15 protein-coding genes are annotated in these 14,189 nt (G+C 71.9%); 7 read left to right on the top strand and 8 right to left on the bottom strand.

Annotation, left to right across the window (positions count from 1 at the left end; genetic code table 11):
- Window positions 1–234 precede the first annotated feature (234 nt).
- A complete protein-coding gene (locus tag ACWC97_RS05925) occupies window positions 235–1,203 on the bottom strand; it encodes a diacylglycerol/lipid kinase family protein (RefSeq protein WP_352278408.1) in 969 nt (322 codons plus the stop codon).
- 294 nt (window positions 1,204–1,497) lie between these two features.
- On the opposite strand from ACWC97_RS05925, the gene ACWC97_RS05920 reads away from it, so the two are divergent.
- Window positions 1,498–1,806 carry a hypothetical protein gene (locus tag ACWC97_RS05920; protein WP_385218333.1) on the top strand — a complete coding sequence of 103 codons (309 nt, stop codon included), beginning with the start codon at window positions 1,498–1,500 and terminating at the stop codon, window positions 1,804–1,806.
- Window positions 1,807–1,927: 121 nt separating this feature from the next.
- Here ACWC97_RS05920 and ACWC97_RS05915 read toward each other — a convergent pair whose 3' ends face one another.
- The 3 genes from ACWC97_RS05915 to ACWC97_RS05905 form a co-directional block, all read right to left on the bottom strand.
- The gene (locus ACWC97_RS05915; protein ID WP_385217518.1) at window positions 1,928–2,854 is read right to left on the bottom strand and encodes an RNA polymerase sigma factor SigF; all 927 of its coding nucleotides are present in this window, start codon (window positions 2,852–2,854) and stop codon (window positions 1,928–1,930) included.
- Window positions 2,855–2,877: 23 nt separating this feature from the next.
- A complete protein-coding gene (locus tag ACWC97_RS05910; RefSeq protein WP_148839137.1) occupies window positions 2,878–3,291 on the bottom strand; it encodes an ATP-binding protein in 414 nt (137 codons plus the stop codon).
- Window positions 3,292–3,521: 230 nt separating this feature from the next.
- A complete protein-coding gene (locus ACWC97_RS05905) occupies window positions 3,522–3,782 on the bottom strand; it encodes a UBP-type zinc finger domain-containing protein (protein ID WP_352278412.1) in 261 nt (86 codons plus the stop codon).
- A 57-nt stretch (window positions 3,783–3,839) separates the two neighbouring features.
- On the opposite strand from ACWC97_RS05905, the gene ACWC97_RS05900 reads away from it, so the two are divergent.
- Entirely contained in the window at window positions 3,840–5,444 is a 1,605-nt protein-coding gene (locus ACWC97_RS05900; RefSeq protein WP_352278414.1) for a Na+/H+ antiporter, read from the top strand.
- Here ACWC97_RS05900 and ACWC97_RS05895 read toward each other — a convergent pair.
- The 3 genes from ACWC97_RS05895 to ACWC97_RS05885 form a co-directional block, all read right to left on the bottom strand.
- Window positions 5,417–6,334: a 1-aminocyclopropane-1-carboxylate deaminase/D-cysteine desulfhydrase gene (locus tag ACWC97_RS05895; RefSeq protein WP_352278416.1), complete on the bottom strand. Its 918-nt coding sequence runs from the start codon at window positions 6,332–6,334 to the stop codon at window positions 5,417–5,419. The genes ACWC97_RS05900 and ACWC97_RS05895 overlap by 28 nt on opposite strands.
- Window positions 6,335–6,365: 31 nt before the next feature.
- Window positions 6,366–7,562, bottom strand: a complete 1,197-nt coding sequence (locus tag ACWC97_RS05890; protein ID WP_450647676.1) for a globin domain-containing protein — start codon at window positions 7,560–7,562, stop codon at window positions 6,366–6,368.
- A 114-nt stretch (window positions 7,563–7,676) separates the two neighbouring features.
- Complete coding sequence (locus ACWC97_RS05885; RefSeq protein ID WP_450647674.1) at window positions 7,677–8,126, bottom strand: RrF2 family transcriptional regulator; 450 nt, start codon at window positions 8,124–8,126, stop codon at window positions 7,677–7,679.
- A 190-nt stretch (window positions 8,127–8,316) separates the two neighbouring features.
- On the opposite strand from ACWC97_RS05885, the gene ACWC97_RS05880 reads away from it, so the two are divergent.
- From ACWC97_RS05880 to ACWC97_RS05860, 5 genes are all read left to right on the top strand, one after another.
- Window positions 8,317–9,723 carry a family 2B encapsulin nanocompartment shell protein gene (locus ACWC97_RS05880; RefSeq protein WP_352278420.1) on the top strand — a complete coding sequence of 469 codons (1,407 nt, stop codon included), beginning with the start codon at window positions 8,317–8,319 and terminating at the stop codon, window positions 9,721–9,723.
- Between the two features lie 164 nt (window positions 9,724–9,887).
- The gene (locus tag ACWC97_RS05875; RefSeq protein WP_450648188.1) at window positions 9,888–10,943 is read left to right on the top strand and encodes a family 2 encapsulin nanocompartment cargo protein polyprenyl transferase; all 1,056 of its coding nucleotides are present in this window, start codon (window positions 9,888–9,890) and stop codon (window positions 10,941–10,943) included.
- Between the two features lie 220 nt (window positions 10,944–11,163).
- Entirely contained in the window at window positions 11,164–11,838 is a 675-nt protein-coding gene (locus tag ACWC97_RS05870; RefSeq protein ID WP_352278421.1) for a DUF6304 family protein, read from the top strand.
- 127 nt (window positions 11,839–11,965) lie between these two features.
- Window positions 11,966–12,955: a DUF1648 domain-containing protein gene (locus tag ACWC97_RS05865; RefSeq protein WP_450647671.1), complete on the top strand. Its 990-nt coding sequence runs from the start codon at window positions 11,966–11,968 to the stop codon at window positions 12,953–12,955.
- Between the two features lie 2 nt (window positions 12,956–12,957).
- On the top strand, window positions 12,958–13,317 hold the full coding sequence (locus ACWC97_RS05860) for a GntR family transcriptional regulator (RefSeq protein ID WP_352278424.1): 360 nt from the start codon (window positions 12,958–12,960) through the stop codon (window positions 13,315–13,317).
- Window positions 13,318–13,384: 67 nt separating this feature from the next.
- On the opposite strand, the gene snpA is transcribed toward ACWC97_RS05860, so the two are convergent.
- A complete protein-coding gene (snpA, locus tag ACWC97_RS05855; protein ID WP_352278426.1) occupies window positions 13,385–14,053 on the bottom strand; it encodes a snapalysin in 669 nt (222 codons plus the stop codon).
- Window positions 14,054–14,189 lie beyond the last annotated feature (136 nt).

Genomic DNA, 14,189 nt, shown 5'->3' with positions numbered 1-14,189 from the left:
CCAGATGAACTGGTTGTGGTCCTGTGCAGTAGAGGAGGGGTTCTGGCTCTCAGTGGAGGCCGGTGTTGCGGGCCGTCCCGATCGCCATGTAGAGATTCGCAAACCTCAGCGGCGGATACAACCCCTTCTGGAAAGTTTTTTTTGATTCCTCGGTGTCGACTAGGTCACAGCCGTACTTCTATGGGGTGGATCCCAGTCCAAACGTTCGAGTTAAAGGACTTTGGTCCCTTCGACTCACACAATCACACGCAGTGCACGGCGTACGCCTGTGAACGTCACACTTGTACGCACTCCCAGGTGGTCACCGTCCATCTGGAAGGGGAGTGGAACCTTTGAATGCAAGGTGAAGTCCGTGAGGTCGTGAAGTGAAACGGCGTGCTTTCCCGACGGGCCCTTTTCCGGGCTCGACGTGAGCAGCTGGGTGCCGTACCGGGCGACCGCGGGAGTGGAGAGCCGCTTCAGCCCGAGCACGTCCAGGCCGGTGTCGAACGTGGCCTTGGGGGAGGCGTACAGCGGACGATTTCCCAGGTAGGACCAGGGGGCGGTGTTCGAGATTATCGAGAGTGCGAGATCCGTCACCGGTTCGTGGCCCGGGGTTTCCAGCGTCATCACGCCCTGCCGGCGGTGCGGCTCGTCGAAGAACTGCCGGACCACCTGGCGTACGTAGAGCGCGTGCGTGGAACGCTTGCCGCGTTCCCGCTGCTGTTCGACCCGGCCCACCACGCCCGCGTCGAATCCCATTCCGGCGCAGAAAGTGAACCAGCGTTCCGGTACGGATTCGTCCTCCGTGCCGGGCGTACCGGAAGCCAGGCCGAGGCCGACCGTGCGTTCGGTCCGGTTGGCGAGGGCGTCCAGAATCGCTCCGGTCGCCTCCACCGCGTCATTGGGCAGACCCAGGGCGCGCGCGAAGACATTGGTGGAACCCCCGGGCACCACCGCGAGGCGCGGCAGCCGGTCCAGCTCCGGGCCGTTGTGGAGGAGCCCGTTGACCACCTCGTTGACCGTGCCGTCGCCGCCCAGCGCCACCACCAGGTCGATGTCGTCGCCCTCCGCGGCCTGCCGGCCCAGGTCCCGGGCGTGCCCCCGGTACTCCGTGGTCACGGCCTCCAGCTTCATCTCGCTGGCCAGCGCGTGGATGAGTACGTCGCGGGTCCGCGCACTGGTGGTGGTAGCTGCCGGATTGACCACGAGAAGTGCGCGCATGACCGCCAGACTACCTACCGCGCGGTATCGCTCTGAAGTCCTTCCCCATGACGTTTACGCTCCGTGACGACATGGGTGCCACCGGGCGAACCCTTCACCGGTTTCCGTGTCGATCCCGACCCCGGCTTCGCTTCCCCGCCGCCGGGATGCCAACCTGCAAGGGTGAGTACTGAGCAGAACACGCCCGCATCGACGCCTCTGCCGAGGCTCGAACCGGCGAAGCCGAGCAGGATCACTCTCGTCGCCGCGCTCACCGCCCTGGAAGGGGCGGCCCTCGCCATCGGCGGGATCTACATGCTGGTCATGGGGCTGCTGGGCCGCCCCGAGAGCCCCCAGCAGGCGGAGACCGGCGGGCTGACGCTGATCGCGCTCGCCGTGATCCCGCTGGCCGCCGCCCGGGGTCTGCTGCGGCGGCGCAGCTGGAGCCGGGGTCCCGCGCTCATCACGCAGATCATCGCGCTCCCCGTGGTCTGGACGCTGCTGCGCTCGCACGGCGTGCTGATCCCGGCCGGGATCGTCCTGGCCGCGGTGAGCCTGACCGCCCTCTTCCAGCTGGTCAGGCCCGCCACCATCGAGGCCCTCGGCATCCGCCGCCCGGGCTAGGGGCCTTTTGTTCGGGTCGGGCCGGATTTGGGAGCGGGGTCTGCCGACGGACTGAACGCGGCGCCGCCCCGCCCCTGGCGGGACGGGGCGGCGCCGGACGTCGCGGAACGGGGTCGTTCCGTCACTCCTCGACGAGCAGTCGCTCGCGCAGCTGCGCCAGCGTGCGCGCCAGCAGCCGCGAGACGTGCATCTGCGAGATGCCGACCTCCTGCGCGATCTGCGACTGGGTCATGTTGCCGAAGAAGCGCAGCAGCAGGATCCGCTTCTCGCGCGGCGGCAGGTCCTCCAGCAGCGGCTTGAGCGACTCCCGGTACTCGACCCCCTCCAGGGCCTCGTCCTCGGAGCCCAGCGTGTCCGCGACCGCGGGCGACTCGTCGTCCGTGTCCGGCACGTCCAGCGAGAGCGTGCTGTACGCGTTGGCCGACTCCAGGCCCTCCAGCACCTCCTCCTCGGAGATGCCCAGCCGCTCCGCCAGCTCGTGGACCGTGGGCGAGCGGCCGTGCAGCTGGGAGAGCTCGGCGGTGGCCGTGGTCAGCGAGAGCCGCAGCTCCTGGAGGCGGCGCGGCACCCGCACCGCCCAGCCCTTGTCGCGGAAGTGGCGCTTGATCTCGCCGACGACCGTGGGGGTCGCGTACGTGGAGAACTCCACACCGCGGTCCGGGTCGAACCGGTCCACCGACTTGATCAGGCCGATCGTGGCGACCTGGGTCAGATCGTCCAGCGGCTCGCCCCGGTTGCGGAAGCGGCGGGCCAGGTGCTCGACGAGCGGCAGGTGCATCCGCACCAGCCGGTTGCGCAGCTCCGCCTTCTCGGGCGAGCCGTCGGGCAGTGCCCGCAGCTCGATGAAGAGTGCCCGCGCCGCGCTGCGGTCGTGTGGATCGTGGTGCCCGTGCTCGCTCATCTGGCCTGCCCGCTCCGCCTGCGACTGCTCCACCGCGACCGTACGGCCCACCGGCCCGTCCGCCCCGTCCTCCGGGTGCGGCAGGGCCTGTTGCTCCGGGATGCCTGCTGCTCGCACCACCCCTGGTCGCGTCGATTCGTCCCGCACAGGACCGTCCCCGTTCCCGTTGCTCACGCCGGCCCGGGGCCCGCGCCGCGCTGCTTGTAGAGGCTGATGCTGACCGTACGGTCGTCGGCGACCGAGGAGTCGACCTTCCCGGCCAGTGCGGAGAGCACCGTCCAGGCGAAGGTGTCGCGCTCCGGCGCCCGTCCGTCCGTGGTGGGGGCCGACACCGTGACTTCGAGGGAATCCTCGACGAGCCGGAAGACGCAGCTGAGGACGGACCCCGGCACGGCCTGCTGAAGCAGGATCGCGCAGGCCTCGTCGACCGCGATGCGAAGATCCTCGATCTCGTCGAGCGTGAAGTCCAAGCGCGCTGCAAGACCGGCCGTGGCCGTCCGCAGCACCGACAGGTAGGCACCCGCAGCGGGCAGCCGGACCTCCACGAAGTCCTGATTCCCGGGCTCGCCTGCGATCTGGGACACCCTCACCTCCAAGGTGGCACAAACTCTTTCGAGGATCCGGGAAGGGTGCCCCGGAGCCGTGTGGTACGCCGTCGGATCTGGCCCGCGACGCTGTCGTGACCCATGATGCCGTGTCGCCAGAGCCTCAACCCATGGCTGTCACTCATGGTAAACCCATGGGTACGCACAGTGGCTAGGGGTTCGTGGCGGTCAATTGCGAACAACCGGCGCCGGTTTGACGTACCCAGACGTCAGACGATCGAACCGTCCTCGAAGCACCAGCGCCAGCTCTCGCCCGGCTCGAAGCTCCGGATCACCGGGTGACCGGTCTCCTCGAAGTGCGCCGTGGCGTGCCGGAGGGGCGAGGAGTCGCAGCAGCCGACATGGCCGCAGACCAGGCAGAGCCGCAGCTGCACGGGGTGGGTGCCCGCCGCGAGGCAGCCAGGACAGGTGCTGCTCAGCGGGGCCGGCTCGGGGCGCGGCAGTGCGGACAGGTGAGGGCAGTCACTCATGATGTTCAGGTTACGTCGGAGACATGGATCACGGACCGTGGAAGGCGAGGGCCCGGAATGGACGCACTGCCGCTGGTGGGGCTGGTCGCGGCCAGCGCGGCGGTCGCGGGCGCGGCCCGCCGCACCCCGGTGCCGGCCCCGCTGCTGCTCGTCGCGGCGGGCCTGGTCGCCGCCTACCTGCCCGGGGTGCCCACGTACACCCTGGACGCGCACATCGTGCTGCCGCTGCTGCTGCCGCCCCTGCTCCATACGGCGGCCGTCGACAGCTCCTACCTGGACCTGCGGGCCAACCTCCGGCCCGTCGCACTGCTCTCGGTCGGCTACGTCCTGTTCGCGACCGTCGCGGTCGGCTGGCTGGCGTACCGGCTGGTGCCCGATCTGCCGCTCACCGCGGCGCTGGTGCTCGGCGCGGTCGTCGCCCCGCCGGACGCGGTCACGGCCGCCGCGATCGCCCGCCGGGTCGGGCTGCCCGGCCGGCTGACGACCGTCCTCCAGGGCGAGTCCCTGGTGAACGACGCCACCGCGATCACCGCCTACAAGGTGGCGGTGGCCGCCGCCGTCGGCGAGGGCATGAGCTGGGGCGCCGGGATCGGCGAGTTCCTCCTCGCCGCGGTCGGCGGCGTCGCGGTGGGCCTGGCCCTCATGGTGCCGCTGCACTGGCTGCGTACCCACCTCAAGGAGGCGCTGCTCCAGAACACGCTGTCGCTGCTGATCCCCTTCGTCGCGTACGCGGCGGCCGAGCGGGTCCACGCCTCCGGGGTGCTCGCCGTCGTCGTGGTGGCGCTCTACCTCGGGCACCGCTCCTGGCAGGTCGATTTCGCGACCCGGCTCCAGGAGGAGGCCGTCTGGAAGATGGTCGCGTTCGTCCTGGAGTCCACGGTCTTCGCGCTGATCGGCCTCCAGCTGCCCTTCGTACTGAAGGACCTCGGCGGGTACACCGCGGGCGAGGCCGTCTGGTACGCGGTCGCCGTCTTCCTCGCCGTGGTCGTGGTCCGTTTCGTCTGGGTCTACCCGGCGACCTATCTGCCCCGTCTGCTGTCCCGGCGGATCAGGGAACGCGAGCCGGACACCGACTGGACCGCGCCGCTCATCGTCGGCTGGGCGGGGATGCGCGGGGTCGTCTCGCTCGCCGTCGCCTTCTCCGTCCCGTTCGTCGTGCATGGCGGGGCCCCGTTCCCGGCCCGCAACCTGGTGATGTTCCTGACCTTCACCACCGTCATCGGCACCCTGGTGGTCCAGGGGCTCACCCTGCCCGTGCTGGTGCGGGTCCTGAAGCTGCCGGGGCGCGACGCGAAGGCCGAGACGCTGGCCGAGGCGCAGGCCCAGAGTCAGGCGTCCGCGGCCGCCGAGGAACGGCTGGACGAGCTGCTCGCCGACCCCGGCAACCGCCTGCCCGGCCCGCTCGCCGACCGGCTCCGCACCGTCCTGGAGCGCCGCCGCAACGCCGTCTGGGAGCGGTTGGGCGCCGCCAACCCGGTGACCGGTGAGTCGGCGGACGACACCTACCGGCGCCTGTCGAGGGAGGCGATCGACGCCGAACGCGAGGTCTTCGTCCGGCTGCGCGACGAGCGGCACATCGACGACGAGATGCTGCGCACCCTGCTCCGACGCCTCGACCTGGAGGAGGCGGCGGCCTACCGGGAGTCCTCGGACGCCTCCTGAGGGCGGCCCGTGACGACCGCGGCGACCGTGGTCCCCGGTGGGAACGCGCCCTCCCCGGCCAGCTCGGTCAGCGCGTACAGGAGCTTGGCCACGTACAGCCGCTCCACCGGCAGTCCATGGCGCCGCTCGAAGTCGTCGGCGAAGGAGTGCAGCTCCGGGGTGGTACGGGCGTAGCCGCCGAAGTGGAAGCGCTCGTCCAGGGACCAGTCGCCGGCCGGGGCGCCGAAGGCCGCCGTCTGGAGCTCCCGGACCGCCTCCCCGAGGAAGCCGCCGCGCAGGACGGGGACGCCGAGGGCGCGCTGCGGCGGGGCGAGTCCGGCGGCGAGCCCGGCCAGGGTGCCTCCGGTCCCGCAGGCCACCGCGACCACGTCGGCCACGCCGCGCAATTCCCGCCCCAGCTCTGTACAGCCCTGTGCGGCCAGGGCGTTGCTGCCACCCTCCGGGACGACACAGCACTCCCCGTAGCCGCTCAGCAGCCCCTTCAGGACCGTGGGATCGCCCTTCGCGCGGTACGTCGAGCGGTCCACGAAGCGCAGGGTCATCCCGTCGGCGGCGCAGGCGGCGAGCGAGGGGTTCAGTGGGCGGTGGGCCAGCTCATCGCCCCGCACGATCCCGATGGTCCGGAACCCCAGGAGCCGTCCGGCGGCGGCGGTGGCCCGCAGATGGTTGGAGTAGGCCCCGCCGAAGGTCAGCACGGCGCGCCCGCCGGCGGCCCGCAGGTTGGGGGCGAGCTTGCGCCACTTGTTGCCCGGCAGATCGGGGTGGATCAGGTCGTCGCGCTTGAGCACCAGCCGTACGCCGTGACGCGCGAAGCGCTCGTCCTCCACCGGCTCCAGGGGTGAGGGGAGCACCGGCCGCAGCCGGGAGAGGTCGAGCGCTTCGGAGGTCATGCCGTCATTGTGGCCGTGCCCGGCCGGTGGCTCAGTCCTGGGCCAGCCACATGTCCGGGCCGAACACCTCGTAGTGGATGTCGCTCGCCGGGACGCCCTCGGCCAGCAGCTGGGTACGGACGGAGCGCATGAAGGGCAGCGGGCCGCAGAGGTAGGCGCGGGTTCCGGGGGCGATGTCGAGGCCGCTCAGGTCGACGCGGCCGGTGCGGTCGGCCGGGTGGCCGGGCTCGGGGTTCTCGTACCAGAAGTGGGCGGCGGCGTCGGGGAGCTTGGCGGTGAGCCGGTCGTGGTCGACGCGCAGGGCGTGGGTGGCGGGGGAGCGGTCGCCGTGCACGACGGTGACGGGGGCGGTGTGCCCGGTCGCGGCGAGGTGCTCCAGCATCGAGAGCATCGGGGTGCAGCCGATGCCCGCCGAGGCGAGCAGGACCGGTGCGTCGGACGCGTCCAGCACCAGGTCGCCGTAGGGGGCGGAGACGCGCAGCGTGTCACCGGCGGCCACCGCGGCGTGCAGGTGGTTGGAGACCTCGCCGTCGGGCGCCCCGGCCTCGCGCACCCGCTTCACGGTGAGGGAGCGGACCTCCGAACCGGGGGCGCTGGAGAGGCTGTACTGGCGTATCTGGTGGGCCCCGTCGGCCAGCTCCACCTGTACGGAGACGTACTGGCCGGGCCGGAAGTCGGGCGCGGGCGCCCCGTCGGCCGGGCGGATCCGGAAGGTGGCGACGTCGTCGGTCTCCTCGACCCGGGAGACGACCTCCCAGTCGCGCCACACGTCGCCCGCGACGACGCCCTGCTGCGCGTAGAGCCGCTCCTCGATCGATATGAGGGCGTTCGCCATCAGCCAGTAGACCTCGTCCCAGGCGGCGGCGACCTCGGGGGTCACCGCGTCGCCGAGCACCTCGGCGATGGCGGCGAAGAGGTGGGTGTGCACGATCTCGTACTGGGCGGCGGTGACGCCGAGCGAGGCATGCTTGTGGGCGATCCGGCCGAGCATCACGTCGGGGCGGGTGTCCGGGTGCTCGACCAGGTGGGTCGCGAAGGCGGCTATGGAGCCCGCGAGTGCCTGCCGCTGGGCGCCGGACGCCTGGTTGCCCCGGTTGAAGAGGTCGCGCAGCAGCTCGGGGTGGGCCTCGAAGAGCTTGCGGTAGAAGAGGTCGGCGATGTCCCCGATGGCCGCGCCCACGGCGGGCAGGGTGGCTCGGACGGTGGCGGTCGACGTCTCGGAGAGCATCGGGACTCCTTGCGGTTTAAATTGGTATTTGAGATGCGTATTTTCGGGCGTGCCGGATCCGGGCAGGGGGGAGCGGGGTCCGGTGGGTGGGTGTGGTGCGGATCGTGCTCCGGCTCAGCCGGTGTCCGGCCGGGAGCGGCTGATGCCGATCAGCAGCGGACCGGTGGGCGCGGCGACGAGTTCGGTGACGGTGAGCGGGTCGAGTGCCTGGTAGAAGGCGTCCGTCGCACCGCGCAGGGCGGCGCGGAGCCGGCAGGCCGAGCGTACGGGGCAGGGTGTGGTGCCCTCGCAGTCGACGACGTCGCCGGGGCCTTCCAGCTCCCGGACCAGTCCGCCGATCGAGGCGGAGCGCCCCGCCCCGGTCAGGCTGAGCCCCCCGCCGCGGCCCCGGCGCGCCTCGATCAGGCCGAGGTGCTGGAGCTTGGCGACGACCTTCGCCGTATGGGTGTACGGCACCTCCATGGTGGCCGCCACCTCCCGGGTGGTCGGCGTGTCCTCGTCCTCCGCCACGGCGAGGCGCATCAGCACGCGCAGCGCCACGTCGGTGAATCTCGTCAGCCGCATGGCCCTCACGCTAGATAACTTGCATATGAGATGCAAGTTAGCGAGGAGTGTGATACGCGCCACCGCACACCTGCCCGCATCTGCCCAGTCCCAGGCAGATTAGTCACACTCTTTTGTGTAATGGCGCGCGTACTCTCCGCGCTGAAAGGCTTCTTCGCGCAGGTCATCCGAAGAATGGAGAGAACGTCAGATGTCCGTTGGCGAAGAGGTTCAGGGCGCGGCGACGCTTCCGCAGCAGAGTCTGGGGACGGCGGCGGCGCGGAACCTCGCGACGACCACCAAGTCCGCCCCGCAGATGCAGGAGATCACCTCGCGGTGGCTGCTCAAGATGCTGCCGTGGGTCCAGGTGCAGGGCGGTACCTACCGGGTGAACCGCCGGTTGAGTTACGCGGTCGGGGACGGCCGGGTGACCTTCGTGCAGACCGGTGACCGGGTGGCGGTCATCCCCGCCGAGCTCGGCGAACTCCCCGCACTGCGGGACTTCGAGGACGAGGAGGCGCTGAGCGAGCTGGCGCGGCGCTGCGAGCAGCGCGAGATCGCGGCGGGCCAGGTGCTGGGCGTCGCGGGGGACGCGGCGGACACCGTCTACCTCCTGGCGCACGGCAAGGTCCAGAAGGTCGGCACCGGCCCCTACGGGGACGAGACGGTGCTCGGGGTCCACGCCGACGGGGCCTACTTCGGGGACGACTCCCTGGTCGACGGCGACGCCGTCTGGGAGTACACGGCCCGCGCCCTCACCGCCTGCACGGTGCTGACGCTGAGCCGCGCCGACGTGCTGAACCTCGCCGAGCGCTCCGACGCGCTCCGCGCCCACCTCGCCGGCCTGCGCGCCATCCCGGAGCAGCGCACCAACAAGTACGGCGAGGCGGCCATCGACCTGTCCGCCGGCCACGTCGGCGAAGCCGTCGTCCCGCACACGTACGTCGACTACGAGGCGTCCCCGCGCGAGTACGAGCTGAGCGTCGCGCAGACCGTGCTGAAGGTCCACAGCCGGGTCGCCGACCTCTACAACCAGCCGATGAACCAGACCGAGCAGCAGTTGCGGCTCACGGTCGAGGCGCTGCGCGAGCGCCAGGAGCACGAGCTGGTCAACAACCGCGAGTTCGGGCTGCTCCACAACTGCGACTACTCCCAGCGCCTCCAGCCGCACGCGGGCGTGCCGGGCCCCGACGACATGGACGAGCTCCTCTCCCGCCGCCGCGGCTCGAAGCTCTTCCTCGCCCACCCCAAGGCCATCGCCGCCTTCGGCCGCGAGTGCAACAAGCGCGGCCTGGTGCCGGAGAGCGTGGACCTGGGCGGCCAGCACGTACCGGCCTGGCGCGGCGTTCCGATCCTCCCCTGCAACAAGATCCCGGTCACCGAGGCCCGGACCAGCTCGATCATCTGCATGAGGACCGGCGAGTCCGACCAGGGCGTCATCGGGCTCCATCAGACCGGTCTCCCCGATGAGATCGAGCCCAGCCTCTCGGTCCGCTTCATGGGCATCGACGAGCAGGCGATCATCTCCTACCTGGTGACCGCCTACTACTCCGCGGCCATCCTCGTCCCGGACGCCCTGGGCGTCCTGGAGAACGTCGAAGTCAGTCGCTGGCGGTAGCCGATCGGGGTCCGGACGGGGGCGTCCGGACCCCGTCAACCTCCACCGCCGGGCAGCCGTGCCCGCGGTGGTTCCGGGAGGACGCCCCAGTGAAGACCCAGCATGTGACGCAGCAGACCGCGCAGGTGATTCCGTCACCGACCGCCAGGGCCGCGGGCGGTGCCGTGCTCCCCGGCGGCGCGCCGCCGGGGCCCGTGAGCCGGGGCGAGGGGGCCGAGTCCCTCCTGGAGCGGACCCGGGCCCTGGTCGACCCCCGGCTGCGGGCGGCCGTCGAGTCGCTGCCCGGTTCGCTGCGCCGCGTCGCGATGTACCACTTCGGCTGGCAGGAGGCCGACGGCAGCCCGTCCTCGGGGCCCGCGGGCAAGGCGATCAGGCCCGCGCTGGTCCTCGCCGCCGCCCGCGCGCTCGGCGGCGATCCGGAACAGGCGGTGCGGGCGGCCGTCGCCGTGGAACTGGCCCACAACTTCACCCTGCTCCACGACGACATCATCGACGAGGACCGGACCCGCCGGCACCGCCCCACCGCCTGGGCGGTCTTCGGTGTCCCGGACGCCGTCATCACGGGCGACGCCATGATGGTCCTGGCCCACCGGCTGCTCGCCGAGGACTCGTCACCGGCCGCCGCCCAGGCCGCCGCACGGCTCTCGACCTGCATCATCGAGCTGTGCGCGGGGCAGCAGGCCGACTGCTCCTTCGAGGACCGGGGCCCCGAGGAGGTCACGCTGGACGAGTGCCTGACGATGGCCACCGCCAAGACCGGCGCCCTGCTCGGCTGCGCCTGCGCGCTGGGGGCGCTCTACGCCGGCGCGGGGGAGCGGGCGGTCGCCGCGATGGACGGATTCGGCCGGGAGGCGGGCCTCGCCTTCCAGCTCATCGACGATCTGATCGGCATCTGGGGCGATCCCGCCCGGACCGGGAAGCCGGTCGGGGCGGATCTCATGGCCCGTAAGAAGTCCCTGCCGGTCGTCGCGGCACTGACCTCCGGCACTCCGGCGGCGGGCGAACTCGCCGCGCTCTACCGGGGTCCGATGAGCACCCCCGAGGAGGTGGCCCGTGCCGCCGACGCGGTGGAGCGGGCCGGCGGGCGGGACTGGGCGCAGGCCGGGGCGGCGGACCGGATGTCCCGGGCGGTCCATCACCTGTCCCGCGCGGTGGACGACCTGGCCGGGGCGGGGGAGCTCCTGACCCTGGCGGAGTTCGTCACCCGCCGGACGCACTGACACCCCGCTTCCGTGCGCCTTTCGCCGAAGGGCCGTTGGAGGTACTGACGCCCCTTCGGTGCACATCCGTCGAAGGACCGCCGGACGCACCGGCGCTCCCTTCCGCGCACCCTCCGCCGAAGGTCCGGCGGGAGCGTCGGCCGCCATCGGCTGCCCGCCGCCGGTGGGAAGCGGAGGGTGACCGGGCGACTGTCATGGGCACGGGCTACAGTCCGTGCCCATGACAGACGAGTCATGGGCCGGGTGGTACCGGGACCGGCAGGGTTCCGACGCCGTCGTCCTCACCACCGACGGACAGCAACTACGCCTCCGGACACGGGGCACCGACTTCGAGGGCCCCGGCTTCGACGGCCTCACCCCCGTCGCCGGCACGCCACCGGCCGACGACCGGTTCGTCCTGGTGGACGGCGCGCTGAGCGACTGCGTGCTGGAGTGGGACCTGCCGTTCCCGGTCGGCTGGGACGGGGTGGTCCATCAGGCCACGCTCAGCTGCCTGTTGTCGCTGCGCAGGCCCGGTTCGCACCTCAGTCTGGAGCTGCAGTTCGGCGGGGCCTCCTACGCGTCCCGCCGGGCCGAGAGCGACTTCGCCTCCGCGCTCGCCACGATCCAGCGTGCGCTGCCGCCCGGGGTGCGGCTGCGGACCTGTATCGCCTGCGCCTTCTCGGACTACTTCCCGGCCCCGGAGGCGGTCCGCGGACTCTCCGGCGGCCTCGCCTGCTTCCGGGGCGCCAAGGACGCCTACCGGGGAGCGGCGGGCGAGGGTGACGTACGGGACCTGTGGGACCGGCGCACCGGGTTCGTCCAGGAGATCTGGAGCTGCCGCGAGTACGAGCCCCGCCCGGACTCCGGGGCGGGCACCGGCCATCGGGGAGCGTTCCCGCTCGAACACGCCTGAGCGGCCCGGCGCACGGCCGCCGGCCCTCCCGCACATCGCATCCCGCCCCGTACCGGCGCAGTTCCGGTACAGGGCGGGTTTGTCAGCCCCTCATTGTTCTACTAGCATGCGAACAAGGGAGGTTTTGATGAATCGAAAGAACCTGGGTGGGGCCCTCTTCGCGGTCCTGCCGTTCGTGCTCGCCCTCGCCGTCGACCTGGTGCTCTTCCTCGTGTTCCGGGATCGGCTCCCGGAGCGCGTCGCCAGCCACTTCACGGGCGGCGGCCGGGCGGACCAGTACATGGGGCGGGACTGGTACGTGCTGATCAGCACGCTGACGCTCGTCGTGGCCGGCGGGGCGTGGCTGCTCATGGCGGCCCGGTGGCAGCTGCACGGTCGGGCCCACCGGTGGCTCTTCTCCAGCGGCTTCGCCTTGGCCGGTTTCCTCGGCTGGCTGCTGGCCGCCGCGCTGCTCGTCAACGTGGACGCGACCGTGGGTCCGCGGGGGGAGGTGCCGGGAGTCTCGCTCCCGATGTGGCACTTCGCCGCCGCCCTGGGGGTCGCCGCGCTCACGGGCGGGCTCGGATGGGCGCTCGCCGCGCTCTTCCCCGCACCGGAACCGCCGACCGGGAGCGGTCCGGGGCAGGCGGGCGGCGGTGCGCGGATCGCGCTGGCGGACGGCGAGGTCGCCGGGTGGACCCGCGGCGCCGGAAGCCGGTGGGCTCCGGCGGCGGTCCTGGCGCTGCTCGCCGCGGGGCTGGTGCTGACGCCGCTGTGGCGGTGGGAGGCCGGGCTGCCGCTGCTGGTCGTCGGCGTGGTGCTGGGCGGGTTCGTCCGGGCGCACGTGATGGTGGACCGGCGCGGCATCACCGTCTCCGGGACGCTGCCCTGGCCCCGCGTCAGGGTGCCGCTCGACCGGATAGAGTCCGCGTGCAGCCGCGACATCAGCCCTCTCGCCGAGTTCGGCGGCTGGGGCTACCGCGTCCGGCCCGGCGGCACCGGTGTGGTGCTCCGCTCCGGCGAGGGGATCGTGGCGACGTTGGTGGACGGCCGGAAGTTCGCGGTGACCGTCGACGACTCGAAGACCGGCGCCGCGCTCCTCAACACCCTGGTCGACCGGCGTCGGGCGGGACGCTGAGCATGCTGTTCCGTGTCGATCCCACCTCCACCGTGCCGCTCGGCGACCAGATCGCGGCGTGCGTGCGCCGCTCGGCCGCCCGGGGCGAGGTGGCGCCGGGCGAACGGCTGCCCGCGGCCCGGGCGCTCGCGGACTCCCTCGGCGTCAACGTCCACACCGTGCTCCGTGGCTACCAGCAGCTGCGCGAGGAAGGGCTCATCGAACTGCGCCGGGGCCGCGGCGCGGTCGTCACCGGAGGCGTCCCGCCGCACCGGGCCAGACTGCTGGAACGCGTACGGGAAGTGGCGGCCGACGCGCGTGAGCTGGGCATGACCGAGGAGGAGCTGCTGGAGCTGGTGCGGACCGCGCTGCGCACCGGCTGAGACGTCCGGCGCGGCACGCCGCGGGGTGGGGCCCCGCGGCGTGCCGCGTGCGTGACGGCCGTGACCGTCAGGAGGCGTTCTTCGCGAGGGAGGCCGCGAAGCCGTACTGCCAAAGGGAGTTGACCCGGCTGACCTCGTTCGCGTTCGGGTACGGGTTGGTGCAGGACGTGCCGGGGCCGCCGCCGGACATCAGCTCGCTGCACGGACCGGAGTAGTGGTCCGGCAGGCCGAGCACGTGCCCGGTCTCGTGGGCGGTGACCCGGACCGAGCTGTACTGCTGGTTCTGCGCGTAGTCCAGGAAGACGTAGCCGTTGCCGTGCCCGTCGGTGCTCGCGTACGACCCCCGGGAGTCGTTGCCCTCGTAGTAGGCGAAGTCGGCGTTCGAGCCCTCCTGGAGCCGGACGTTGGAGACCGAGCTGTTCCAGATCTGCGCGCTGCTGGATATCTGGCTGCGGAAGCTCGGCGCGTTGGTGGCGCTGTAGACGATGGTGACGGACTTGAGGCCGGGGTTGGCCGCCCGCTTCTTCGCGACGGACTTGGCGACCGCCTCGAAGAACGCCTTGTTCCCGGCGGCGTTCTCCGCCGAACCGGCGTACGCGGCGTAGCCCGCGGCCTTCTGGGCCGCCTGGTCGGCGGGGGCCGGGGAGGCGGCGATCGCGGGTGCGGTGCCCAGCGCGGCCGCGAGGCCGAAGCCGAGGCCGACCAAGGCCGAGATGACGGTCCTGGGGTGCTTCATGGGGGGTCTCCTGCCGTTACCGGTCCGATGGACCCGTCCGATGATCGGAACCGGACGGGTGCGGTACGCAGTGAGTGTCGGGGAGCGGAAGCCGCGGCGGATGATGTCAACCGGCGATAGCGCCGCACTATCACCG

Source organism: Streptomyces sp. NPDC001108 (assembly GCF_053598535.1).
The sequence above is the reverse complement of the archived record's forward strand: the minus strand, read 5'-3'. Positions and strand labels throughout refer to the sequence as shown.